Source organism: Streptomyces sp. NPDC002867, from assembly GCF_053591895.1.
In genome coordinates this window covers 112,649-135,022 of record NZ_JBSFUR010000004.1, presented here as the reverse complement: position 1 = coordinate 135,022, position 22,374 = coordinate 112,649, and the positions used below count along the sequence as shown (strand labels likewise).

General features: G+C 70.6%; 23 protein-coding genes. 8 read left to right on the top strand and 15 right to left on the bottom strand.

Features of this window, described 5'->3' with window-relative positions; genetic code table 11:
* Positions 1–242: 242 nt before the first annotated feature.
* The 6 genes from ACWD0A_RS05250 to ACWD0A_RS05225 all read right to left on the bottom strand — a co-directional run bounded on the left by ACWD0A_RS05250 (position 243) and on the right by ACWD0A_RS05225 (position 5,233).
* Positions 243–1,166 (bottom strand): phage distal tail protein, encoded by a 924-nt coding sequence (locus ACWD0A_RS05250; RefSeq protein ID WP_451294770.1) that lies wholly within the window; start codon positions 1,164–1,166, stop codon positions 243–245.
* Between the two features lie 29 nt (positions 1,167–1,195).
* Positions 1,196–2,449 carry a tape-measure protein gene (locus tag ACWD0A_RS05245; protein WP_451294768.1) on the bottom strand — a complete coding sequence of 418 codons (1,254 nt, stop codon included), beginning with the start codon at positions 2,447–2,449 and terminating at the stop codon, positions 1,196–1,198.
* Positions 2,446–3,642: a phage tail protein gene (locus ACWD0A_RS05240; protein ID WP_451294766.1), complete on the bottom strand. Its 1,197-nt coding sequence runs from the start codon at positions 3,640–3,642 to the stop codon at positions 2,446–2,448. The genes ACWD0A_RS05245 and ACWD0A_RS05240 overlap by 4 nt, the downstream gene beginning before the upstream one ends.
* Before the next feature lie 34 nt (positions 3,643–3,676).
* Complete coding sequence (locus ACWD0A_RS05235) at positions 3,677–4,441, bottom strand: hypothetical protein (protein ID WP_451294764.1); 765 nt, start codon at positions 4,439–4,441, stop codon at positions 3,677–3,679.
* A gap of 83 nt (positions 4,442–4,524) precedes the next feature.
* Positions 4,525–4,953: a DUF3592 domain-containing protein gene (locus ACWD0A_RS05230; RefSeq protein WP_451294762.1), complete on the bottom strand. Its 429-nt coding sequence runs from the start codon at positions 4,951–4,953 to the stop codon at positions 4,525–4,527.
* 85 nt (positions 4,954–5,038) lie between these two features.
* Positions 5,039–5,233, bottom strand: coding sequence for a hypothetical protein (locus ACWD0A_RS05225; RefSeq protein ID WP_451294760.1), 195 nt, complete (start codon positions 5,231–5,233; stop codon positions 5,039–5,041).
* 300 nt (positions 5,234–5,533) lie between these two features.
* Between ACWD0A_RS05225 and ACWD0A_RS05220 the strand changes: the two genes are divergently transcribed.
* Positions 5,534–6,352, top strand: a complete 819-nt coding sequence (locus tag ACWD0A_RS05220; RefSeq protein WP_451294758.1) for a hypothetical protein — start codon at positions 5,534–5,536, stop codon at positions 6,350–6,352.
* 28 nt (positions 6,353–6,380) lie between these two features.
* Here the strand turns inward: ACWD0A_RS05220 and ACWD0A_RS05215 are convergent, their stop codons facing one another.
* From ACWD0A_RS05215 to ACWD0A_RS05185, 7 genes are all read right to left on the bottom strand, one after another.
* On the bottom strand, positions 6,381–6,752 hold the full coding sequence (locus ACWD0A_RS05215; RefSeq protein ID WP_451295063.1) for a hypothetical protein: 372 nt from the start codon (positions 6,750–6,752) through the stop codon (positions 6,381–6,383).
* Positions 6,753–6,799: 47 nt separating this feature from the next.
* The gene (locus ACWD0A_RS05210) at positions 6,800–7,090 is read right to left on the bottom strand and encodes a hypothetical protein (RefSeq protein WP_451294756.1); all 291 of its coding nucleotides are present in this window, start codon (positions 7,088–7,090) and stop codon (positions 6,800–6,802) included.
* A gap of 89 nt (positions 7,091–7,179) precedes the next feature.
* Positions 7,180–7,779, bottom strand: a complete 600-nt coding sequence (locus tag ACWD0A_RS05205; protein ID WP_451294754.1) for a phage tail tube protein — start codon at positions 7,777–7,779, stop codon at positions 7,180–7,182.
* 133 nt (positions 7,780–7,912) lie between these two features.
* A complete protein-coding gene (locus ACWD0A_RS05200) occupies positions 7,913–8,320 on the bottom strand; it encodes a hypothetical protein (RefSeq protein WP_451294752.1) in 408 nt (135 codons plus the stop codon).
* Positions 8,321–8,803: 483 nt separating this feature from the next.
* Positions 8,804–9,007 carry a hypothetical protein gene (locus ACWD0A_RS05195; protein ID WP_451294750.1) on the bottom strand — a complete coding sequence of 68 codons (204 nt, stop codon included), beginning with the start codon at positions 9,005–9,007 and terminating at the stop codon, positions 8,804–8,806.
* Positions 9,001–9,771 carry a hypothetical protein gene (locus ACWD0A_RS05190; protein WP_451294748.1) on the bottom strand — a complete coding sequence of 257 codons (771 nt, stop codon included), beginning with the start codon at positions 9,769–9,771 and terminating at the stop codon, positions 9,001–9,003. The genes ACWD0A_RS05195 and ACWD0A_RS05190 overlap by 7 nt, the downstream gene beginning before the upstream one ends.
* The gene (locus tag ACWD0A_RS05185) at positions 9,764–10,042 is read right to left on the bottom strand and encodes a WhiB family transcriptional regulator (protein WP_398902962.1); all 279 of its coding nucleotides are present in this window, start codon (positions 10,040–10,042) and stop codon (positions 9,764–9,766) included. Before ACWD0A_RS05185 ends, ACWD0A_RS05190 begins: the two co-directional genes overlap by 8 nt.
* A 241-nt stretch (positions 10,043–10,283) precedes the next feature.
* Between ACWD0A_RS05185 and ACWD0A_RS05180 the strand changes: the two genes are divergently transcribed.
* The 7 genes from ACWD0A_RS05180 to ACWD0A_RS05150 all read left to right on the top strand — a co-directional run bounded on the left by ACWD0A_RS05180 (position 10,284) and on the right by ACWD0A_RS05150 (position 17,092).
* Entirely contained in the window at positions 10,284–10,733 is a 450-nt protein-coding gene (locus ACWD0A_RS05180) for a helix-turn-helix domain-containing protein (protein ID WP_451294746.1), read from the top strand.
* A gap of 375 nt (positions 10,734–11,108) precedes the next feature.
* Positions 11,109–11,480 carry a 30S ribosomal protein S12 gene (gene rpsL, locus ACWD0A_RS05175; RefSeq protein ID WP_003948652.1) on the top strand — a complete coding sequence of 124 codons (372 nt, stop codon included), beginning with the start codon at positions 11,109–11,111 and terminating at the stop codon, positions 11,478–11,480.
* A 2-nt stretch (positions 11,481–11,482) separates the two neighbouring features.
* A complete protein-coding gene (gene rpsG / locus ACWD0A_RS05170; protein WP_100108597.1) occupies positions 11,483–11,953 on the top strand; it encodes a 30S ribosomal protein S7 in 471 nt (156 codons plus the stop codon).
* Between the two features lie 38 nt (positions 11,954–11,991).
* Positions 11,992–14,118 carry an elongation factor G gene (fusA, locus tag ACWD0A_RS05165; protein ID WP_451294744.1) on the top strand — a complete coding sequence of 709 codons (2,127 nt, stop codon included), beginning with the start codon at positions 11,992–11,994 and terminating at the stop codon, positions 14,116–14,118.
* Between the two features lie 149 nt (positions 14,119–14,267).
* Positions 14,268–15,461, top strand: a complete 1,194-nt coding sequence (gene tuf, locus ACWD0A_RS05160; RefSeq protein WP_307713983.1) for an elongation factor Tu — start codon at positions 14,268–14,270, stop codon at positions 15,459–15,461.
* A 168-nt stretch (positions 15,462–15,629) separates the two neighbouring features.
* Entirely contained in the window at positions 15,630–16,181 is a 552-nt protein-coding gene (locus ACWD0A_RS05155; RefSeq protein WP_451294742.1) for a cysteine hydrolase family protein, read from the top strand.
* Complete coding sequence (locus tag ACWD0A_RS05150) at positions 16,178–17,092, top strand: GlxA family transcriptional regulator (protein ID WP_451294740.1); 915 nt, start codon at positions 16,178–16,180, stop codon at positions 17,090–17,092. Before ACWD0A_RS05155 ends, ACWD0A_RS05150 begins: the two co-directional genes overlap by 4 nt.
* 17 nt (positions 17,093–17,109) lie before the next feature.
* On the opposite strand, the gene ACWD0A_RS05145 is transcribed toward ACWD0A_RS05150, so the two are convergent.
* Positions 17,110–19,263 (bottom strand): PIG-L family deacetylase, encoded by a 2,154-nt coding sequence (locus ACWD0A_RS05145; protein WP_451295061.1) that lies wholly within the window; start codon positions 19,261–19,263, stop codon positions 17,110–17,112.
* Between the two features lie 204 nt (positions 19,264–19,467).
* Positions 19,468–22,374, bottom strand: a complete 2,907-nt coding sequence (locus ACWD0A_RS05140; protein WP_451294738.1) for a poly(A) polymerase — start codon at positions 22,372–22,374, stop codon at positions 19,468–19,470.

Genomic DNA, 22,374 nt, shown 5'->3' with positions numbered 1-22,374 from the left:
GCGGTCGGGCCGGGCGGGGCGCCGGCGGGGCGGTGCGTGGGCGGTGCGGCTTGCCGCTCGGCGCCGCGGTCGGGCGGCGCGTGGGCGGCGGGTACGGCGTTCGCCGCCGTACGTGTCTGCTACGGGGTGGGGTGCAGATGCTGGACGGATCGCTGCTCGGTGCCGGTGCCGGTGCCGGTGCCGGTGCCGGTGCCGTCGGTCGCGCGGGTGCGGTCAGCGGGCGGGTGCCGGTTTCGGGCCGGTCACCATTCGGCGCTGCGCCAGCGGACGGTCATCAGCGCGTCCGCGCTGCCCTCGTCCGGCCGGAAGGACAGCTCGGTGCGGCCCGGCTCCAGAAGGAAGAGTTCCTCCGGGCTGGAGTCCGCCATGGCCGTGTGCCGCCGGGAGGCGGTGTTGTTGAGCATGACCGTGCCCGCTGCCGTGTCGACCGTGAGCTCGTCGCCGGCGGCCAGATCGATCGCGTACCGCAGCCGGCGCCGGCTGACCCGCTGCGTGACGGTCGGCATGGAGCACGGGCCGCGGAAGACGATCACCGGGTGGGCCGGCGCGGAGCCGGTGTTCTCGGCGACGGCGTCGCCGGTGCTCGTCGCCTGGCCCCAGTCCAGCGGCCAGGTCAGCGGCCACGTCAGCCCGGACTCGGGCTGCGGGGCCGTGGTGGTGGCGACCTGCTCGTTGACGACGTAGCGGCGCGGATCGGCGGCGAGCCACTGGATGGACATCTTGGACGTGCCCTGGGTGGCGAAGCCGCGGTCGGTGGGGACCACGCGCTGGGCGATCCGGGCGCGCACGGCGAGGATCTCGCCGTGCAGCCGCACCGCGAGCCAGCGCTCCTCGTCGAGCAGGGCGAGCGCCTGCCGCAGCGCACGGACGGCCTCGGCCGTCGCGCTGTACTCCGGCATCAGCACGATGGTCCCGCCCACCTTGCGCGGCTTGGCGTAGCGGGAGCCCGGCCAGGCGCCGTGGGAGGTGGGCCGGTCGGCGTCGGAGGCGTCGTAATCGGGCAGGTCCTCCCAGCCGGTGAGGCCGGAGCGGTCGACGGCGAACGGGGTGCCGGGGCCGATGAGGAGCCCGGCCCACTGGATCTGCCCGTCCTGGGTGATCAGTGAGCCGGGCGCGAGGTCGGCCGTGTGGGTGTTTCCGGCGTATGCGGTTGTGGTCTCGGCCATGGGGGCCGTCACCTCACTTCTGGGTCGGTTCAGGGGCAGGCGGTCGCGAGGAACAGCAGGTCCTCGGCGGTCGAGCGCGGACCGGCGCCCGGCTCCTCGCGGAACTCCCGTACGCGGTAAGGCTGTCGAGTGGGCTCCGTGATGGCCGGGACGCGGCGGTGCTCGAGCTCGGTGAGCGAATGGATACGCGGGGCGTCCGCCGAGCCGGGGAAGACGACACCGCCCTCGGCGAGCATCGGGATCTTGTCGAGGTCGACGCCGAACTTCTTGCCGAGAAGGCTGAAGCTGAGCTCGTTCAGCCCGTCGATGATCCAGTTGGCGAAGGCGATCAGCCCGTTGATGGGACCTTTGACGACGCCGAGGACGGTCTGCATGCCGCCTTCGAGCATTCCGCCGATACCGCGCAGGGTGCTGGTGACGGCGTCCTTGATCCGGGTGAAGAACCCGGGCACGGAGCCGGTGATCCACTTGATGACCGGCTGGACGGCGTTCCTCAGCCCGCTCCAGGCGCGGGAGGCGATCCCCCGCAGGGCGTTGGCGGCCGAGGAGACGGCCGACCCGGTCCGGGAGATCCCGCCGAACGCGGAGCCGAGGCCCTTGAGGACCCCGGTGATCACGGTCAGGTACGCCTTGAAGTAGGTGCCGACGGCCTTGCCGATCAGCTTCATGACCGGACTGATGAACTTCCAGACCGCCTGGAAGCCCTTCAGCGCCTGCGCGAAGACCTGCTTCATGATCCGCTGACCGGTCTCGCTGTGCATCGCGTACTCGATGAGCCAGGCGGCGACGGGCACAAGGATGCCGATGAGAAAGCCGATCGGGTTGGCCCGCATGGCGATGTTGATCCCGGTCATGGCAACCGCGGCGAGGGTCATGACGGTGCCGAAGGTGCTCATGAGTCCGGTGATGACGTCGGCGACCGGGAGCAGCGGTACGAGCAGGGCGAGCACTCCGCCGATCTTCGAGTTCACCTTGCCGATGCTCGCCCTTGCCTTGGACGTGGCGCTCCCCAGACGCTTGAGGCCGCTGCTCGCAACCGGGTTGGCGGCCAACTTGGCGAGCGACGTCGAGGCAGCGGAGGCGCTGTTCTTGAAGGCGCCGATGCCGCCGGCCGCGGTGCGGGCTCCCGCCCCGATCCCGTCGATACCGCCAGCCGCCGCGCGGACCGCGTCCCTGAACCTCCGCACCGACTGCGTCGCCTGCGCGGCATGCCTGCGCAGGGCGTCGAACGCCGGCGGCGACCCGGCGAGGGAGTTCAACGGCATGGCCATGGCCGCACTCATCCGCGCGCCTTCGCCAGATACATGAGCGCGTCCGCCGTTGCCTGCGGGTCACTGTTGCGGGCGGCGTGGTAGTGCTCGATGTGGAATCCGGCGCCTGCCGCGCCGGGCCGGGCCTGCGCCATGCGGGCCCGTCGGGCGGTGAGGGCGAGCAGCCGGTCCAGCTTGGAGAGCGGGAGCACGGCCTCGGCCTCGCCGGCCTCGGCGAGGATGGCGGGGACGCCTCCGCGGCGCGGCATGACGACACCGCCGGTGGCGAGCATGGGGATGGTCGGCAGGCTGACGCCGAAGGTCTTGCCGCCGACGAGCGGGACCCAGCCGGGGACGCTGACCTTGATGCCGTTCAGTCGGCGGATCATCGAGTTGATGAGGCCGATGACGGCGTTGATCGGGCCCTTCACGCCGTTCTTGATGCCGTTGAACGCCCGGGACGCGATGTCCTTCAGGCCGTTCCAGATGGACGACATCTTGTCCTTGACGGCCCGGAACGCGGCGGGGATCGCGGACTTGATCCAGTTGACGACCGGCATGATGACGGCCTTGATGCCGCGCCAGACGGCCCCGATGACGGACTTGATGGCGTTCATCACCGTGGTGATGATCTTCTTCCAGGTGTTGACGTACGTCCTGATGACGGTCGCCACGGCCTTGACGACGGTGGAGATGGCCTTCTTGATGCCGTTCCACACCGTCTTGATCAGCTGGCCGGCCTTCTTCATGATCGGCCCGATGGCCTTCATGACGGAGCTGATCACGGTCTTGATGGCGCCGAACGCCTTCTTCATGATCGTCTGCATCGTCTTGGAGCGGGTCGCCATCTCGACGACCTTCTCGATGAGCGGCATGAAGAGTTCGAGCAGGCGGGCGAGGAAGTTGCCCTTCATGGACTTGTTGAGCTTGTCCTGGCCTTTGGCGGCCTTGTCCGCCCCGGACTGGAACCGCCCGAGCTTGGTACCCGCGGACTGGCCGGTGGTGCCGGCCTTCGCCATTGCACGCTCGGCCTGGTCGGCCGCAGTCTTGAGTCCCTTGAGCTGTCCGGCGGTGCTCTGGGCCGAGGTCTTCAGCGAGCGGAGCTTGCTCTCGCCCGCACCCGCCTTCTGCTTGATGCCGTCCGCGGCGCGACCCGCGTCCGTTGCCTTGTCCTTGAATCCCTTCAGGGAGTTGGACGTGGAATTCAGCGATCTTACGAGAGACATGTCTCCCTCACTTCATTCGATGTGGGGCTTCGTTTCAGAGAAAGCCGAGTGACCGTATGAGTTCGTCGACCGAGCTCCGCAGATTCCGGACGTCCTTGGCCACCGGGCCGATTCTTGGACTCCCGGCGTCGACACCCGCGTGGTTCTTGGGGAGCCCCGTCCTGTCGTCGCGTGCGTTCTTCGCGGCGTCACGGGCGCCACGCAGGGCGCCGTAGATCTTCTCGATGTCCCGGGTGTTGATGGCGACCTTGCGCGGGAGATCGCGAATGTGCTTCTGCAGCCGCTCCTCCCGCTTCTCCTTCCGCTCCTTCTCCCTTTCCTCCTTCGCTTCGCGCTCTTTGCGTTCGGCGGCGGCCTGCCGCCAGATCGAGTCCTTCACCTTGCGGTAGAGGCTGCCGTCACCCGTGCTGGTGATCCTCTTGTCGATGCCGTTCTGGACCCTCTTGATGAGGCCCTTGAAGAGGGCCACGTTCTTCTCGTCGACCTTCTTGAGCAGAGTCAGGTCGATCTTGATGGCTTGTACGTCGATCTTGATGAAGGCCGTGGAGATGGCATAGCCGAGGAAGATCATGCGGTCGAGCTTGATCGTGTCCGACAGGGCGACGACCTTTGCTTCGAGCGCGGTCAGTCGCTCGGCCACGGTCTTCCCCTGCCCCGGTGCGGGGAGGCTGCCCAATTGGGCCCGGATGTCGCTGATTGCCTTGGTGTTCTCGGGGACCTTCTTGGGAAGGTCCAGGGGGCGGAGTTCCCCATCGAGCTTTGCGAGGGCGTCGTCGACTTCTTTGAGAGATCGCGTCATTTCTCCTCATCCTTGGCGTGTGAAGGAGAACGAAAAACCGGCCCCGAGGGGGGCCGGTTCCGTGGCGTTCCGAAGTGGTTGCTTCAGCGGGTGATTTCGAGCGCGAGCTTGACGACACCGTAGGCCGCGCCGGCGGCGCAGATGACCATCGTCGCGATGGTTCCGAATGCGGTGTGCCCGGGGTCGAGAGAGGGGACGGCTATGGTCTTCGGCCTGCGCCGGTCGTAGATGATCTCGACGCGGTCCCCGACTCGCCCCTGGGTCTCGCGCGGGGTTCCCGTTGAAGCCTCAGCCCTGGCCTTTGTGCCGTCCGGCAGGGTGAAGGCGACCACCGGGAAGTAGCGCGGAGTGCCGTCGGTGTCCTTCTGCATCTCGAATCCCACGACTTCGGCGACCGTGCGCACGCCCCGGCTGAGCAGACCGAGCCTGCGCCATGCCTCGTGGACGGCGCCCGCGAAGACCAGGACGAGGACGAGGATGAAGAAGATGCCCAGAGCGGTCTCGGCTGTCATGGGGGCAACGTAGCCATTGTCGGGGCTCGGAGTCAGGGGGTCGGCCGAGGCAGGAGCTCGTGACCGGCTGTTCGCGGGGTGTTGTTCATGAGCGGCGGCGCAGTTCGGCGAGCGCGTCGTTCCAGCCGGCGGTGTACGCGCGGGTCTCGCGAGCCGTGACTTCGGCGTCGAGGGTGGCGAGCAGTGCGCGTTTGTCGAGGGGGCCGGGGCGGTGCAGCAACTCGTTGAGGCGGTCCTGGAGTGTGCTCCGTATGCGGCTTCCCCCGGCCTGTGACGTCATGGTGCCCTGCCTTCCGTTGCTTGCCGGCGCAGTCCGATCGCGGGTGGGGCCCGCGGACTCACCTTGGAGAGTATCGAACTGGTGTGCGATGCATTGTCGAACGGCGGTTTCAGGTTTGTCGAGCGTGAAACGCCTGACGGAGTGTCTGCATGCGTCCGCGCAGGTGGGATTGGTCACCACCGGCGGCCTCGGTGCGACCGGGTACGCTGGATCCACCCTCCCTGGATCGGACCAGTTCAGGGAGGTGAGGGTTTCGGGGGCGCGAGGGGACCCTAGGGGGCGGGAAGGCATTGCTTACGCATGGACAGGGAGCCGAGCGCCAGACGGCGCGCGCAGGTCATCGACTGGCTCGAGATGAGCCCCGATCTGCCTCATCTGTTCGCACGGCTGTCCGAGCTGGTTCATGTCGCCGGATACGCGCCAGGGGACCTCGTGGTGATCGGCCGTGCCGAGATCGATCGGCGCGAGACGGCGGCCTTCACCGCCGGCTGGGCGGAGGCGGTCTCGGAGGAACTCCCGCGTATACGGCGGGAGTACGAGAGGCGCGTGGCGGACGCCTATGCGCAGGGGCAGAGTGACGCGCGTGGAATCCGGCGTCCCCAGCGACGTGGGGAGGGCGGTGAGGACGGAGCCCGGGTCATTCCGCTGCCGTTCGCGCGGTTCCTCGAACCGCCTGCCGCGGTGCGTCAGGCCGAGGAGCGGATACGCGGGGAGCGCGAGCGCCTCGAACGGCGGCCTGAGCCCGATCCCGATCGTGAGCCGGAGCCGGACCCCGACGCGGAGCTTCAGCACGCGACCGCGCCTCCGGCGGACGAGGCCTCGCGCCCTCGTGCCGACGAGTCCACCCTCGAGCAGGACGGCCCGCCGACCGCCCAGGAGGTCCGGACGCGCCGGACCGTGCAGCCGGTACGGAAGGTCGTCCGCGGCAAGGGCGGGCGCCCGATAGTGCCGCCGCTCGGGGTTCCCACGCAGTCCGGATCCGGCCCCGACCGCCGGGCGGCCGGGTCCGGTGAGGCGGACTCGCGCGCGCAGAGCCGCCGACTGTCGGAACGGGCCAGGGCCCTGGAGAAGGAGCTGGCCGACCGAGCACAGGAAGCGCCCCCGGAGACCGATCCCTGACGGGAACGGGCTCCGGGGGCCGCGAGGGTCACCCGAAGAAGTGCGCGAGTTCACCGGGTGACGGCGCGGTGGCGCTGCCCTCCGCCGTTCCCGGCGTGCCGCCCTCTCCGTCCTCCTCGTCCGGCTCGGGACCTCCCGGGCGCGGTACAGGGGTGGGCGGTTCGGGTGCGTCGTCGTCCTCGCCCGTGTTGACGCTGGCGAACATCCAGTTGGCGACGGCCAGATGATCCACCGCCGCAGCGAGGAGGTGGTCGGAGACCGACCACTCAGCCGCCTCGCCGTGGAGCTCGCGCTGGACGGCGCTGTCGCTCGGCAGATGCTTGATCAGGACCGCGACGCGCCGGCTGGAGAGATCACCCCGGTACCAGTCGAGCAGGTCGGTGCCGTAGTAGCGGAGCAGGTCCGCTTCGAGTGCCTCGGCGTGTTCGTCGACGAACTCGACGAGGCTCAGTCTTCCCCCAGGCCGAGCCCGGTCTCCTTGCCGTAGGCCTCCAGGATGGCGGCGATGTCCTGCATGGTGATGTCGTGCTGCTCGAAGCGGCTGAACTGCTTCTCACCCATCAGGAGCGCGAGCAGGCCGTCCACGTCGTTGTCGTCGAGCTTGCGGAGCGCCTTGGCGGTCGCCCGGCTGAGCTCGGTGGGGAGTTCGTAGGATTCGCCGTCCAGTTCGAAGGACCAGGAGCGACCGACGGTCTCCAGTCGCTGGGCGCGGGCGGCGTTGACGTCGAAACGGGCCATGGTGATGCGTACTCCTTGTTCGAGTGGCTGAAGAGGAGAAGGGTGGGGGGCGGGGCGGCGCTGGGCCGTCCCGCCCCCGGGTGGAGGGATCAGACGGCGAACGAGGTGTCCTTCATGACGAAGCTCGCCAGCGGCTTGCCGTCACCCTGGGACATGGCGGTGAAGGTGATGCCGAGCTGGGCCGCGGACTTGCGGGCCAGCTTGATGTCGTCGGAAGCGGTGACCTGGCCGCGCGGGATGTAGAAGCGGTATGTCACCGCGTTCGGGCCGGCCTTGTCGGTGAACTCCAGGCCGAGGGCGCGCACGTCCGCGTAGGCACGGTCGCCGATGTCGTACCGGAAGACCTCGGTGCTCGTGGCCGGCTCCGCCTTGACCGCGCCGCCGCCCATGAAGAACGGCAGCGTCTCCTCGTTGAACTGGAGCAGCGAGAACTTCAGGGAGAGGTCCCGGTCCGAGTACGTGAAGTGGACCGGGCTGACGGCCTGCCACGAGTCGACGGGCTCCAGCTTGTCCTTCTTGGCGAAGGTCACGCCGTCGGCGGTGGTGTAGCCGAGGTCCTTCCACTGCTTCGCCGTCCAGTCGGCGGCGGGATCGGCGCCGAAGGTGGTCGGCAGCTCGGCGTTGGCGGTGGCCACGTAGAGGCGACCGGTACCGGCAACGCGGATCTCGGACGAGTTGGTTCCTGCCATGGTGGGTTTTCTCCTTATAGAGGGGGTGGCGCCGCGCCCGGCCTTCCTGATCCGGGTACGGCAAAGGCCCCGCCGGACGGCAGGGCCTCGATCTGGGGAGTGGCGTGCGGGGCCGGCTGACGGGGCGTCAGGGTCAGAAGACGTCCACGGAGAGCCGGATCACGCACACATAGCGGTTGGCTGCCCGGTAGAGGTAGTCGGGCAGCCAGCGCGGGCCGTCCTGCTCCTCGACGTCGCTGATGACGTTCGTGCCGTACTGCTTGCCGATGGCGGCGAGCAGGGCGCGGCGGGCCGCGTTGGCCAGGGTGTGGGCGGTGCTCTTGTCCGGCCCGTACACCTCGAACTCGATCAGCGGCATGTCGACGTGCAGATCGCCGACCCAGGCGCCGCCGCGCCGATTGACAAGGACGGCGGGCTGGGTGCCGTCGAACCCGGTGGGCGGGGCGACGGCGACGGTGGCGGTGGAGAGGGCGGGGTCGGCCTCGAGGACGTCGACGACCAACGCCTCGACGTCTGGGAAGGCACTCGGGGGAGTGGTCATGACGGTTCTCCTCGGAGGCGTGAGGGGTGTGAGGGAGTGCGGGGCGCGAAGCACGAGCCGCTGCCGGGGCCGCCCCCGCCGGGAAGGGGGATGGGGGCGCGGAAGCGTCCCCGGACAGCGAACGGCGGAGCCGCGGCCCGACTCGCGGGCGCAGCTCCGCCGCTGCACCAACTGTGACAGAGAGCGTGCGCGCACGCAACTAATTCGTCGGTCTGCAGGGAAGTTCGTGGCCGGGACGGCCGGTGACGGCCGCCGAGGCCTTCACCGGCTCGGTCGGACCACGGGCGGTTACCCCCGCAGCCAGCCCTTCTTGGGGAGATCGAGAGGGGCCGGCTCCCGCGCCGTCACCAGCTCGCGACGCAGATGCGCATGTGCCGGTTAGGTCACGTTCGACGACCGGCACCGGTGAGTCCCGACACATGACGAAGCGCCCCGTGTCTCTTTTGAGAGACACGGGGCGCTTCGTCATGCGGTGCGTGCGGACTACGCGGTACGAGGGCGGCGGCGGGCCGCGCGTTCCGCAGCGAAGACGTCCTCCAGGCGGAACAGTTGTGCCCGGCCCGCCTTGCCGGCCGCTCGCAGGTGGCCCAGCTGGACCCATTTACGGATCGTTGCCGGGGCGACCCCGGCCTCCTCGGCGGCCAGCGGGCCGGGAATCAGGGTCTGCGGGGTCAGGGATTTCAGCACGGGCTCTCCTCGATGTCCTCGGGTGTCCTCGCCGCGATGCTCACGGTGGTGTCCATCGCCGCTTCGATCTCTTCCGTACGGGCGCACGACGCGTCGGCCAGCTCACCCCACCGCTCCTGCGGCCACAGATGCCGGTACGCGGGGTCGTCCTGGCAGCCGCAGTCCTCCACGGTGCACGTGCAGGCCGGATTGACGCACAGCACCAGCCGGCGGTCCGGGAACGCCCGCAGCGACACCGAGTCGCACCACGGGCAGCGTCCCGAGACCCGGACGACCGTCTCCGTGTCCCCGAGCGTGCGCGCGCAGCGCCGTGCCATCCGGCGCAGCTCGTCGCGCACGTGCCGGGCCAGGTCGGGGTGGCCCGCGATCTCGTCGAGCAGCGCCGTGGTCCGCCGCAGCCGCTCCACGACCGCGGCGCGGCCGGGGCGCGGAAGGCCGAGCCGGGCCCGTACCGCCTCCTCCAGCTCCACCACCCCGTCGCTGATGTCCCGGATGGCGTCGGACACGTGCAGCCGGATCGGGGCGGCCCCGTGGCCCGGCACGGCGAGCCCGTGCCGCTGCTGGAGGAACAGGGCCTCGCGGCGCTCCTCGCGGATGAGTTCGTCGCAGCCGGGGTGCGGAGCGGCGGTCGCGGTCCCGGCGGGGGAGCGGCGGCCTGGCGCCAGCTCCTCGGCGAGCTCAGGGAACTGTCGTACCAGGGAGGCGGTCCAGAGCGCGATGTCCCGCACGACCCGGTCGGTGGAGTGAACGGTGCCGTCAGTCACGAGGACCCCCGGAGTGCGCGGTGCCCGCGGAACTCCGGCCGCGGCGTGGGACGACGGGGCGGCCGTTGCGCCAGAGGCGGCCCGCGCATACGCCGTCGAACCAGCTCTCCGCAGGGGCCACGGCCGCCTCGCATTCGCGGCGGACGAGACAGGCGGCGCAGGCGCGCAGCGCCGGGGCGGCCTGCTGGGCGCGGCGGGCGAAGACGACGGACGGGGAGAGGCCGACGCACGCGGCGGCGGCCTGCCATGAGGACGAGTCGGGCAGGAGCAAGGTTCTTCTCCACGGTCCGGGCCACCGAGCATCCTGGGGCTGTGAGGCTCCTGGGGCTCATGAGGCCGACGAGTGCGGCGGCGAGTGAGAGAGTGACATGTTGCGTGCGGGCGCGCAACAATCTCATGGAGCCCTCTTCACCGATTCGACACGATTGCGCGCCCGAAAGCACGTAATTCCGTGCGCGCAAGCACGCTAGAGTGGTGCGCTCGGAAGGTGGGGGAGTTAGAGGGAGCGGTACATGAGCACTCAAGGGCTCGACGAGTTCGCAGGCTGGGTAGAAGGCCTGATGAGGGCGCGCGGCTACGACATCGACAGTCCGCGCGGCGGAGGAAAGTCACGGATCGCGGACGAGGCCGGTGTGCACCGAGCCGCCGTGACCCGGCTGCTGCAGCGACAGAGCATGCCCGACCTGGAGACCATGCGCAGGCTCGCCCCCCTTCTGGGGGTCTCCGTCCGCGACATGCTGATTCGGTCGGGCCGGGTCACCCCGGACGAGCTGCCCCTGGCGACGGACCTGCTGCCACCCAGTGACTGGCAGCCCACCATGGAGGACTTCGCCCGCTGGCTCGGCGTCCCCGACGAGCGGATGAGTGTGTTCGTCAAGGTCGTCAACCAGTTCCTGGAGCCCGGCGAGGAGGGGGCCGAGCCGCGAACCGCCGCCGAGCCGCGCCGCGCCGCCCGGGACTGACCTCACGCGACCGGGGCTTGCGCCGGCGCTCCGGGTCCGCCGGAAGGCGGGTGACAGGCGGGCCCGCGGGCCCTTCGTACCGGCCCGCGCACCGACCCGTTCCGGGATACGTTCTCCCACGTCGACCGGGCCCTCGTGCGCGTGGGCATTTGTTTTGACCGGAGTCCATGCGATAGGTACGCTCAGACCTTGTGCCTGGGGTGTGCCTGGGCTCGTGTGCGTGTCCTCAACCGCATGGCGAGTCAGATATCGGCCACCGCAATCTGCGCCTTTTCCGCTCGCGGCGGAGGTCCGCAGTATTCGACACACCCGACCGCGTGGGTCGGCGACGTTCCAGGTTAGCTTCACTGACGGCACACAGAAACCGGAGAAGTAGTGCCTACGATCCAGCAGCTGGTCCGCAAGGGCCGGCAGGACAAGGTCGAGAAGAACAAGACGCCCGCACTCGAGGGTTCTCCTCAGCGCCGCGGCGTCTGCACGCGTGTGTTCACGACCACCCCGAAGAAGCCGAACTCGGCCCTGCGTAAGGTCGCGCGTGTGCGTCTGACCTCCGGCATCGAGGTCACGGCCTACATCCCGGGTGAGGGACACAACCTGCAGGAGCACTCCATCGTGCTCGTGCGTGGTGGCCGTGTGAAGGACCTGCCGGGTGTTCGTTACAAGATCATCCGCGGTTCGCTCGACACCCAGGGTGTCAAGAACCGCAAGCAGGCCCGCAGCCGCTACGGCGCCAAGAAGGAGAAGTAAGAATGCCTCGTAAGGGCCCCGCCCCGAAGCGCCCGGTCATCATCGACCCGGTTTACGGTTCTCCTCTGGTGACCTCGCTGATCAACAAGATCCTGCTCAACGGCAAGCGTTCCACCGCTGAGCGCATCGTCTACGGCGCCATGGAAGGCCTCCGCGAGAAGACCGGCAACGACCCGGTCATCACGCTGAAGCGCGCCCTCGAGAACGTCAAGCCGGCGCTCGAGGTCAAGTCCCGTCGTGTCGGTGGCGCCACCTACCAGGTGCCGGTCGAGGTCAAGCCCGGCCGCGCCTCCACGCTGGCGCTGCGCTGGCTGGTCGGTTACTCCCGCGCCCGTCGCGAGAAGACCATGACCGAGCGCCTCATGAACGAACTGCTCGACGCCTCCAACGGCCTCGGCGCTTCGGTCAAGAAGCGTGAGGACACGCACAAGATGGCCGAGTCCAACAAGGCCTTCGCGCACTACCGCTGGTAGTCGCTACCCACATCGAGACCGAGAGAAGACTGAGCCATATGGCCACCACTTCGCTTGACCTGGCCAAGGTCCGCAACATCGGGATCATGGCCCACATCGACGCGGGCAAGACGACGACCACCGAGCGCATCCTGTTCTACACCGGTGTGAGCTACAAGATCGGTGAGGTCCACGACGGCGCTGCCACGATGGACTGGATGGAGCAGGAGCAGGAGCGCGGCATCACCATCACGTCCGCCGCGACGACCTGTCACTGGCCGCTCGACAACGTCGATCACACGATCAACATCATCGACACCCCGGGTCACGTCGACTTCACCGTCGAAGTGGAGCGTTCGCTCCGCGTGCTCGACGGTGCCGTCACGGTGTTCGACGGTGTCGCCGGTGTTGAGCCGCAGTCCGAGACCGTCTGGCGTCAGGCGGACCGCTACGGCGTTCCGCGTATCTGCTTCGTCAACAAGCTCGACCGCACCGGTGCCGAGTTCCACCGCTGTGTTGACATGATCAAGGACCGCCTCGGCGCGACCCCGATCGTCATGCAGCTCCCGATCGGTGCCGAGGCCGACTTCAAGGGCGTCATCGACCTCGTTCGCATGAAGGCCCTCGTGTGGTCCGCCGAGGCCACCAAGGGCGAGATGTACGACGTCGTCGACATCCCCTCCACGCACGCCGAGGCCGCCGAGGAGTGGCGCGGCACGCTGCTGGAGACCGTCGCCGAGAACGACGAAGAGATCATGGAGCTGTACCTGGAGGGCAAGGAGCCCACCGAGGAGCAGCTGTACACCGCGATCCGTCGTATCACCATCGCGTCCGGCGTCTCCAAGGACACCACCGTCACCCCGGTGTTCTGCGGCACCGCGTTCAAGAACAAGGGCGTCCAGCCCCTGCTCGACGCGGTCGTGCGCTACCTCCCCTCCCCCCTGGACGTCGAGGCCATCGAGGGCCACGACGTGAAGGACCCGGAGGCGGTCGTCAAGCGCAAGCCGTCCGACGACGAGCCGCTGTCGGCCCTCGCGTTCAAGATCGCGAGCGACCCGCACCTCGGCAAGCTCACCTTCGTCCGGATCTACTCCGGTCGCCTGGACTCCGGCACCGCGGTGCTGAACTCCGTGAAGGGCAAGAAGGAGCGCATCGGCAAGATCTACCGCATGCACGCGAACAAGCGTGAGGAGATCGAGTCGGTGGGCGCCGGCGACATCGTCGCCGTCATGGGCCTGAAGCAGACCACCACCGGTGAGACGCTGTGCGACGAGAAGAACCCGGTGATCCTGGAGTCCATGGACTTCCCGGCGCCGGTCATCCAGGTCGCCATCGAGCCCAAGTCCAAGGGTGACCAGGAGAAGCTGGGTGTCGCCATCCAGCGTCTCGCGGAGGAGGACCCCTCCTTCCAGGTCCACTCGGACGAGGAGACCGGCCAGACCATCATCGGTGGTATGGGCGAGCTGCACCTCGAGGTGCTGGTCGACCGTATGCGCCGTGAGTTCAAGGTCGAGGCCAACGTCGGCAAGCCGCAGGTCGCGTACCGCGAGACGATCCGCAAGGCCGTCGAGCGCGTGGACTACACCCACAAGAAGCAGACCGGTGGTACCGGTCAGTTCGCCAAGGTGCAGATCGCGATCGAGCCCATCGAGGGCGGCGACGCCTCGTACGAGTTCGTGAACAAGGTCACCGGTGGCCGCATCCCCAAGGAGTACATCCCCTCGGTGGACGCGGGCGCGCAGGAGGCCATGCAGTTCGGCATCCTGGCCGGCTACGAGATGACGGGCGTTCGCGTCACGCTCATCGACGGCGCCTACCACGAGGTCGACTCCTCCGAACTCGCGTTCAAGATCGCCGGTTCGCAGGCCTTCAAGGAGGCCGCGCGCAAGGCCAGCCCCGTGCTGCTCGAGCCGATGATGGCCGTCGAGGTCACCACGCCCGAGGACTACATGGGTGAGGTCATCGGCGACATCAACTCCCGCCGTGGTCAGATCCAGGCCATGGAGGAGCGGATGGGCGCCCGGATCGTCAAGGGTCTGGTGCCTCTCTCGGAGATGTTCGGCTACGTCGGAGACCTCCGTAGCAAGACCTCGGGTCGCGCAAGCTACTCGATGCAGTTCGACTCCTACGCCGAGGTTCCCCGGAACGTCGCCGAGGAGATCATCGCGAAGGCCAAGGGCGAGTAACTCACCCGAGTCCACGCCTTAGGCTTGACACCGTCCGCCGGGGGTTCGCCCCGAGACCTTAGGGTCGGACCCCGGCGGCCGGCTTCCCAGCAAAGATCACCTGGCGCCGATGAGTAAGGCGTACAGAACCACTCCACAGGAGGACCCCAGTGGCGAAGGCGAAGTTCGAGCGGACTAAGCCGCACGTCAACATCGGCACCATCGGTCACATCGACCACGGTAAGACGACCCTCACGGCCGCCATTACCAAGGTGCTGCACGACGCGTACCCGGACCTGAACGAGGCCTCGGCCTTCGACCAGATCGACAAGGCTCCTGAGGAGCGCCAGCGCGGTATCACCATCTCCATCGCGCACGTCGAGTACCAGACCGAGTCGCGTCACTACGCCCACGTCGACTGCCCCGGTCACGCGGACTACATCAAGAACATGATCACCGGTGCTGCCCAGATGGACGGCGCCATCCTCGTGGTCGCCGCCACCGACGGCCCGATGCCGCAGACCAAGGAGCACGTGCTCCTGGCCCGCCAGGTCGGCGTTCCGTACATCGTCGTCGCCCTGAACAAGGCCGACATGGTGGACGACGAGGAGATCCTGGAGCTCGTCGAGCTCGAGGTGCGTGAGCTCCTCTCCGAGTACGAGTTCCCGGGCGACGACGTTCCCGTCGTCAAGGTCTCGGCGCTCAAGGCTCTCGAGGGCGACAAGGAGTGGGGCCAGTCGGTCCTGAACCTGATGGCCGCCGTCGACGAGGCGATCCCGCAGCCCGAGCGTGACGTCGACAAGCCGTTCCTGATGCCGATCGAGGACGTCTTCACGATCACCGGTCGTGGCACCGTCGTCACCGGTCGTATCGAGCGGGGTGTCCTCAAGGTCAACGAGACCGTCGACATCGTCGGCATCAAGACCGAGAAGACCACCACCACGGTCACCGGCATCGAGATGTTCCGCAAGCTGCTCGACGAGGGCCAGGCCGGTGAGAACGTCGGTCTGCTCCTCCGTGGCATCAAGCGCGAGGACGTCGAGCGCGGCCAGGTCATCATCAAGCCCGGTTCGGTCACGCCGCACACCGAGTTCGAGGCCCAGGCCTACATCCTGTCGAAGGACGAGGGTGGCCGTCACACCCCGTTCTTCAACAACTACCGCCCGCAGTTCTACTTCCGTACCACGGACGTGACCGGCGTCGTGACCCTCCCCGAGGGCACCGAGATGGTCATGCCGGGCGACAACACCACCATGACCGTCGAGCTGATCCAGCCCGTCGCCATGGAGGAGGGCCTCAAGTTCGCCATCCGTGAGGGTGGCCGGACCGTCGGCGCCGGCCAGGTCACCAAGATCAACAAGTAATTGTTGCTCTGACCTGGTAGCTCGCTGAGCTGCAAGAAGGGCCCCGCACCTGTCGGTGCGGGGCCCTTCGTCATGTCCGGGAAGCGGCAGGTCATTGACCGGATCGTTCCGCCACCGGCCCGGATCGGGCCTGCTGGTCAAGGGTCGTGCCTGGTCAGAATGGGTGCCATGAGACGAGCGCTGATAGTCATCGATGTCCAGGAGTCCTTCCGGGCCCGCCCGCTGTGGGAGCAGATCGCCGATCCGAAGATCGCCGAGCCGGTGAACAGGCTGGTCCGCCTGGCCCGTTCGGCCGGGGACCTCGTCGTCTGGGTGCTGCACCACGAGCCCGGCAGCGGCGGCGCGTTCGACCCGGCCCTCGGGCACGTACGGCTGCTGGAGGAGCTGGAGCGGCCGGCGGAGGGTGAGCCGGTCCTGCACAAGACCTCGCACAACGCCTTCACCACGACCAACCTGCAGCAGCTCCTGACCGCCGCCGGCGTGGGCGAGCTGTGGGTGTGCGGCATCCGTACGGAACAGTGCGTGGAGACGACCACCCGCGTGGGCAGCGACCTCGGCTACCGGATGGTCTTCGTCACCGACGCCACCACGACGAACCCGATCGGCGACCTCAGCGCCGAGGCGATCGTCGAGCGCACGGAGGCGGTCCTGCGCGACCGGTTCGCCCGGATCGCCACGGTTGCCGAACTGGAGGCGGAACCGGGAGCATCCGAGGCGTGACCCAGGTCGTCTTCGTCCTCGTCCCCGGCGTCCACCTGCTCGACCTGGCCGGGCCCGCCCAGGTCTTCGGCACGGCGGCGGACTTCGGGCATCCCTACCGGCTCTCCTACGTGGCCGAACAGGAGCAGGTGCCCAGCGCCCAGGGTCTGCCGCTCGCCGCGCGGACCTGCTGGCCGGAGCTGGGACCGGACGACCTGGTCGTGGTGCCGGGCTGGCGCGCGCCCACGCTGCGCGGCGGCCCGCTCCCCGGGCCGGCCCTGCTGGAGCGGCTGCGTGCCCACCACGCCGCCGGCGGCAGCGTCGCCAGCGTGTGCGCGGGGGCGGAGGCGCTGGGGCTCGCGGGACTGCTCGACGGGCGCCGGTGCACCACGCACCACGGGCTCCAGGACGAGCTGGCGGCGCGCCACCCGCGGGCGGTCGTCGTCAGGGACGTGCTGTTCACCGCCGACGACCGGGTGGTGACCTCGGCCGGCATCGCCAGCGGGATCGACCTGGCGCTGCACCTGCTCGCGGGCCGGCACGGACCGGCGCTCGCCGCGCGGGTCGCGCGCGAGATGGTGGTCTACGCCCGCCGCAACGGGCACGAGCCGCAGGCCAGCGCCATGCTGCGGCACCGCTCCCATGTGGACGACACCGTCCACCGCGTGCAGGACCTCATCGACGCCCGCTTCGCCGAACCCCTCCCGCTGGCCCGCCTCGCCGCCTCGGCCGGGGTCAGCGAGCGCACCCTGACCCGGCTGTTCGCCCGCGCCACGGGCGGTCTGACGCCCCTGCGCTACCAGCAGACGCTGCGGGTCGAACGGGCCGAGCACCTGGTCAGTCACGGCGCGACGGTGGAGAGCGCGGCGCGCGAGGTGGGCTTCGAGGACGCCCGGATGCTGCGCAGACTCCGGGCACGGACGTCCTTCTGACGCGGCCTCAGCGCACCTCAGCCCTCGGTGCGGGGACGGGGGGACCACGTCCACGGGTGCGCGTCCGCGCCCAGGCCGACGACGGTCGCGGTGCCGCCGGCGCCCAGGTGCAGCGTGGGGGTGTCGATGTTCTGCGCCCCCGTCGTACGGGTCAGCAGCCGGCCCGCGAAACGGAGTTGGATCCGCCCGCGCAGGTCCTTGCCGAGCAGGACGGCGTCGCCGCCCGTGCCCGTGGCCGCGCGGACGGGCCCGTATCCCTCGAAGCGGACCGTCGGCAGCCGCCTGCCGTCGGGGCGTACGCAGGTCAGCGCGGCGGCCGCGGTGCCGCGAGAGTCCGTCGGCGTCGCTCTCCGGTAGGGCCGCTCCTGCCGGTACAGCAGCTGGAGGGATCCGTCGGCGGCGGTCAGGGCGGCCGGAGCGTCCACGGCGACCGGCAGCGCGCCGCCGGGGCGGTGGAGCACGGCCCCGCCGGGCGCGTCCTGCGCCCAGTGGTGCACGGTTTCGTGGCCCGCGGCGAAGAGATGGACGCGGCCCTCGCCGTCGACCGCCGTGGACAGCCCGTCCTGGATCTCGCCGCCCCCGAGGTCCTGCCAGCCGCTCCAGCTCCCGTCGGCCTGCCGGACCCGCCCGCTGACGCCCCTGTCCGCGTTGCGCACGAACAGGTGCACCCGGCCGTCCGGTGCCGTGACGGCCACCGGCACACCGATGCGCCGACCGCGGTCGTCGTCGTGCTCCGGATTGCCGAGCCCGCGCCAGGCGAGGAACGGGCCGCCGGCTGAGCGCTGCTCCAGCAGCACGATCTCGCGGGCGTTGTCCCCGCCGTGTCCGCCGACGGCCGCGAACCGCAGCCCGAACAGCAACTGCCTGCCGTCCGCCAGCGCGGTGGCGCCCATCGCCGGCGCGAGCGGGCCGCCGCCGAGGTCGTCCGGCTCTCCCCAGCGGCCGCTGCCGGGCTCGGTCTCACGCCAGCGGACGGCCCTCAGCCCCAGCACGCCGTAGGCGGACAGCCGTCCGTCCGGTTCGGTGGCGACCGCGGTACGGGGGCCGGGGTAGCGGTAGTGGGTCGAGCGGACCCAGCCCTTCTTGTTCTTGAGCGGCCGCTTGCCGCCGACGTTGTAGTCGCCGCAGCCGCCCGCGTTGCCGCAGTCCCAGTCGGCGTCACCGCCGTACGGGACGAGGTGGGCCGCCTTGCGGCCCAGCACGGCGGCGGGGAGGTTCTTCGGCCAGTGCCGGTTGTAGTAGCCGCGGAAGGAGGTGGCCACGAAGGCGGGCACCTCGCCCCCGTCCTGTGTCGCCTCGGCCACCCAGCGGACCATGGCCGCCCAGCTGAACGACGCCACCGCCGTGTGGTCGGCGTGGTCGGAGTAGCCGCGCTGCTCGCTGTCCTTCCTGCGGGTCGCCTCGTCGCTGTGCTGGATGTCGGGGTCCGGGTCCAGGGTCTGCACGACGGTCGGCCGGTAGCGCTCCATCAGCCCGACGAGGACATCGACGAGCTGGTCGTAGTCGTACGAGTCGGCCTTGCGGAGGGGGGAGTCGTCGGCGATCACGGTCGCGAGGCCGAGCGCCCGGTCCCGCCACAGGCTCGGCAGGCCCATCCGGCCGCCGCGGGCCGTGTGCATGGCGAGGTTGAGGAAGATGAGCTCGACCCGGCGGGCGCCGTTCGCCAGCGTGTTGATCTCGGCGCGCCGGTCGCCGCGCAGGGTGGCGACGCCCTTCTGCCAGTCGGTGAACCTGTCGAGGCCCAGCAGCTCGGCGTACGCCTGCCGAAGGCCCTGGTGACGGGCCGAGGAGTACGCGCTCTTGTCGGACGGGACGTCCCAGTTCCCCGGTATGTGGTTCTTGCCGTCCGCCTCGCCCGCGGTGACGTACACGCAGACCAGCGGGACCCCGGCGTCCAGCATCTGCTGCGTGTCCGGGTTCATGAAGTACAGGTCGTCGTCCGGGTGCGCCAGGATCTGCATCAGCTGCGCACGCCGCGAGCTGGCTATCGGAATGCCGGGCGCCGGATCGGCCACCGGCCCCTTCCGCCGAGGGGCGGGAACGGAGCAGGCACCGAGCGCGCCCGTGCCGGCGAGGGCGGCGAACGCCGTGACGGCGGCGACGAGACTGCGGCGGCGCGGTCCCGGCCGCCGGACGGCGTCCTGATGGTTCTCGCGCGCGGCCGTGGGCAGCGCGCGGACAGCTCTGTCGTTCACCCGTGATGCTCCGTCCGCTTCCCCCCGCAGCGGACGGGCAATGCCGTGCCCCCGTCTGCGTACTGTGATCTCCCCAGATGCGGACGGGCTGGTCAGGAACCCCTTCCGCGATCAGCAAGACGGCGGCGACGGGGCCCGGGTTGCCTGGGAACGCGTGTGCTCTTCGCCGCTCTCCGGCGGTCAGCGCAGCGTGGGCACGTCCCCGCCCTCGGCGCGCGTCAGCGTCACACCGGTGAGCCCCCGCAGCCACCGGTCCGCGATCCGTTCGAGCACGTCCCGGTCCGGCGGGGTCGCGCCCAGTCCGATCGCGAGGCGGACCGGGTCCCAGCCGAACGGGCGGGGCCAGGCGTGGACGTCGGGGGACACCTCGGAGAGCTCGGTGAGCAGCGCGCGCACCCGGCCCCGGACCCGGCCCTCGGCCGGACCCGGCGGCACGGTCACGACCGCCCACGCCGCGTGCCGGCGGTGCAGCGGAGGCGTGGACAGCAGGCCGGCGGGACCCTTCTCCAGCACCTCCCAGGCGCGGAACAGCTCCTGGGTGAGCAGGTCGCGCATGCCCGGTGTGACCTGGTCGCTGCACGGGCGCACGGGCTCGGAGGGAGTCGTGATCGCCACGGGCAGGTCCGGTGCGCCGGCACGGGGCGCGCCCGCGGGCAGGTCCGGTGCGCCCGCACCGGGTGCGACCACCGGTTCGCGCCAGTCCCAGGCCGCCCACGTCGCGAAGAAGTGCCGCAGCAGCTCGGCGGGCGGCAGGTCGCCCGCCGAACGGACGGTACGGGCCGCCAGCAGGGACCACGCCAGCCCGGGCAGCCCGCCGAACGGCGCCGAGTCCAGGCCGCGTGCCTTGGCCCACGCCTTGACCTCCCGGGCCAGCCGGGCGAACGCCTCCCGGCGGTCGCCGGCCAGCGCGAGGACCGCTTCGGCGTCGCTGACGGCGCTGAGCGCGATCGCCGCCGCCGCGCCCAGTTCCGTACGGCGCTCGACGGCGGTGGCGGGATCGGCCGGGCCTGTGGGGACCACGACCAGGTCCACGGTCAGGCCGCCGACGTCCGTGCGCAGACCGGGGACCCGGGCACCGACCACCTCCCGTACGTCCGCCGCCTCGGGCAGCGCCGCCACCAGCCGGGCGCGTACGTCCTCCAGCCGGGCGTCGCCCGGCAGCGCCGCCACCAGGTCCAGGTCCGCGCCGGGCAGGGCACAGCCCATGCGCCGGGAGCCCACCACGTGGACGACACCGTCGTCGAGCGCATCCGCCACGCGCTCCGCCACGCGCTCCGCGACGCGGGCGGCGCGCGGAGTGTCGTCGGCGGATTCGGCCGGCTCCGCGGATGGCGCCGTTTCCCCGGCGTCCGTCGCCTCCGTCGCGGAGGCCGCCGCGGGGGAGCGGCGTGTGCCGCCGGCCGCGTCCGCGGCCTCCGCATCCTCCGGCGTCCAGCGCACCTCGCCCGTGCCCAGCGACACCGTCGCCCGGACCCTCATCGGCTCGGCGCCCCGGCGCGACAGAAGCGCCAGTTCGCCGACGCGCACCGGCATCGGGGCGAGGCGCGCGGTGCACTCGGCGGCCAGGGCGTGCGGGTCCGTGCTCCGGCCCAGGCTGAGGTGCGGGGTGAAGCCCTCGCGGTGGCCGCGGCAGCCCGGGAAGCGCCGGGCCAGCGCCTCCCGCAGGGCAGCCCACGGCTCCTCGCTGCCGACCGCCGGGTCCAGCCACACCGTGGCGTCGTCGCGGTGCCCGAACCACTGCACGCCCGCGAGCCGGGCCTCGAAGGGCGCGCTCGCCGCGGCAGCCGCCGCGACGAGCGGGACCGCCCGCTCGAACGCGTGCTCCGGCACGAACCCGAAGAGCAGGTTGACGTGCGGCGGCCAGCGGCGGATCTGCGGGTCGTGATCCGCGCGGATCTCCTGCAGCGGAGGCCAGACCTCACGCGGCGGGATCCACGCCAGCGCCGTACGGGCCGTCGCCCGTACGTCCAGCACCTCGGCCGACTCCTCGCCCCCGAGATCCAGGTCGGCCCGTACGCCGTAGTGGTCCGAGATGTACAGGCCCTCCGCCGTGGGCGTGTCGCCGTGCAGCGCGGCCTCACGCACCCGCAGCGCCTCCGCGCGCAGCAGCACCCGGTCCAGCCGGGAGGCCCGCCCGGTCAGCGAGGACACCGCGGCCAGCGGATTGACGCCCGGGTCGAAGGTGGGCGTCGTGTCGCCCCTGCCGTGGGCCTCGCTCCAGGCGTCGCGCATCCCGAGGGCCGCCGCCGGTGCGTCCGTGCCGTCGTTGAAGTCGCCCATCAGGACGACGTCGCCGTCCAGGGACGCCAACCCCTCGGCGATGCTTGCCAGTTCGGTGTCACGCCGCCCCGCGCCGTCGTCCGAGTGGTCGCTGCTCAGGTGCGTCGCGGCCACCGTGACCGGCCCCGCTCCCGTCTCCACGACGAGAGCGCTCACCGCCTTGTGCGAGCCGAGCTCGTGGTGCCCCGCCTCCCGTACGGGCAGCCTGCTCAGCAGGAGCAGACCGCACTCGTCGACGTCCCGCGCACCCGGATCGGCGCCGAGCGTGTACGCCTCGCGCACCCAGGCCTCGCCGAGCACCATCGTGAGCAGCCGGGGCTCGACCTCCTGGAGCGCGATGACGTCGGCGTCGGCCTCGCGCAGGGCGGCCAGCAGCAGCGGCCTGCGCAGGGCGGTGTCGATGCGGTCGGCGTCGTAGCGGTCCCACAGGGTGTTCCAGGTCAGCACGCGCAGGCGGCCCGCGGGCACGGCCCCCTTGGGTGTGCGCGCCGGCACCCAGTCGGCGCCGTCCCACACGTGCGGCGTCCGGGCGGCGAAGAACGGCGCTCGCAGCCGGCGCGCCTCGCGCACCCGCCCGGCGTCCGTGTCGTCCATCCGGTCCACGCCGGAGGTCCGGTCCCAGACCACTTCGCCGTCGGCCTCGAAGAAGATGACCCGGTGCCAGGGGATGTCGCCGCCGGGCACGAACGCGGGCAGCGGTACGCGCCCCGGCGCGGCCCCGCGCTGCAGGACGCCGATCACGAAGCGGGCCGGGTCGAAACGCGCGTCCCAGCGCACCCGGTGGTAGATCTCCTCGCTGGTACGCAC

What these genes read in the sequence shown, in the direction of transcription:
- ACWD0A_RS05235 (WP_451294764.1), bottom strand. Translation starts at nt 4,441, where the DNA reads ATGACGCGATCTCTCAAAGAAGTCGACGACGCCCTCGCAAAGCTCGAT.
- ACWD0A_RS05240 (WP_451294766.1), bottom strand. Translation starts at nt 3,642, where the DNA reads ATGTCTCTCGTAAGATCGCTGAATTCCACGTCCAACTCCCTGAAGGGA.
- ACWD0A_RS05205 (WP_451294754.1), bottom strand. Translation starts at nt 7,779, where the DNA reads ATGGCAGGAACCAACTCGTCCGAGATCCGCGTTGCCGGTACCGGTCGC.
- ACWD0A_RS05230 (WP_451294762.1), bottom strand. Translation starts at nt 4,953, where the DNA reads ATGACAGCCGAGACCGCTCTGGGCATCTTCTTCATCCTCGTCCTCGTC.
- rpsG (WP_100108597.1), top strand. Translation starts at nt 11,483, where the DNA reads ATGCCTCGTAAGGGCCCCGCCCCGAAGCGCCCGGTCATCATCGACCCG.
- ACWD0A_RS05155 (WP_451294742.1), top strand. Translation starts at nt 15,630, where the DNA reads ATGAGACGAGCGCTGATAGTCATCGATGTCCAGGAGTCCTTCCGGGCC.
- ACWD0A_RS05220 (WP_451294758.1), top strand. Translation starts at nt 5,534, where the DNA reads ATGGACAGGGAGCCGAGCGCCAGACGGCGCGCGCAGGTCATCGACTGG.
- ACWD0A_RS05250 (WP_451294770.1), bottom strand. Translation starts at nt 1,166, where the DNA reads ATGGCCGAGACCACAACCGCATACGCCGGAAACACCCACACGGCCGAC.
- ACWD0A_RS05180 (WP_451294746.1), top strand. Translation starts at nt 10,284, where the DNA reads ATGAGCACTCAAGGGCTCGACGAGTTCGCAGGCTGGGTAGAAGGCCTG.
- ACWD0A_RS05200 (WP_451294752.1), bottom strand. Translation starts at nt 8,320, where the DNA reads ATGACCACTCCCCCGAGTGCCTTCCCAGACGTCGAGGCGTTGGTCGTC.
- ACWD0A_RS05245 (WP_451294768.1), bottom strand. Translation starts at nt 2,449, where the DNA reads ATGAGTGCGGCCATGGCCATGCCGTTGAACTCCCTCGCCGGGTCGCCG.
- ACWD0A_RS05210 (WP_451294756.1), bottom strand. Translation starts at nt 7,090, where the DNA reads ATGGCCCGTTTCGACGTCAACGCCGCCCGCGCCCAGCGACTGGAGACC.
- ACWD0A_RS05225 (WP_451294760.1), bottom strand. Translation starts at nt 5,233, where the DNA reads ATGACGTCACAGGCCGGGGGAAGCCGCATACGGAGCACACTCCAGGAC.
- fusA (WP_451294744.1), top strand. Translation starts at nt 11,992, where the DNA reads ATGGCCACCACTTCGCTTGACCTGGCCAAGGTCCGCAACATCGGGATC.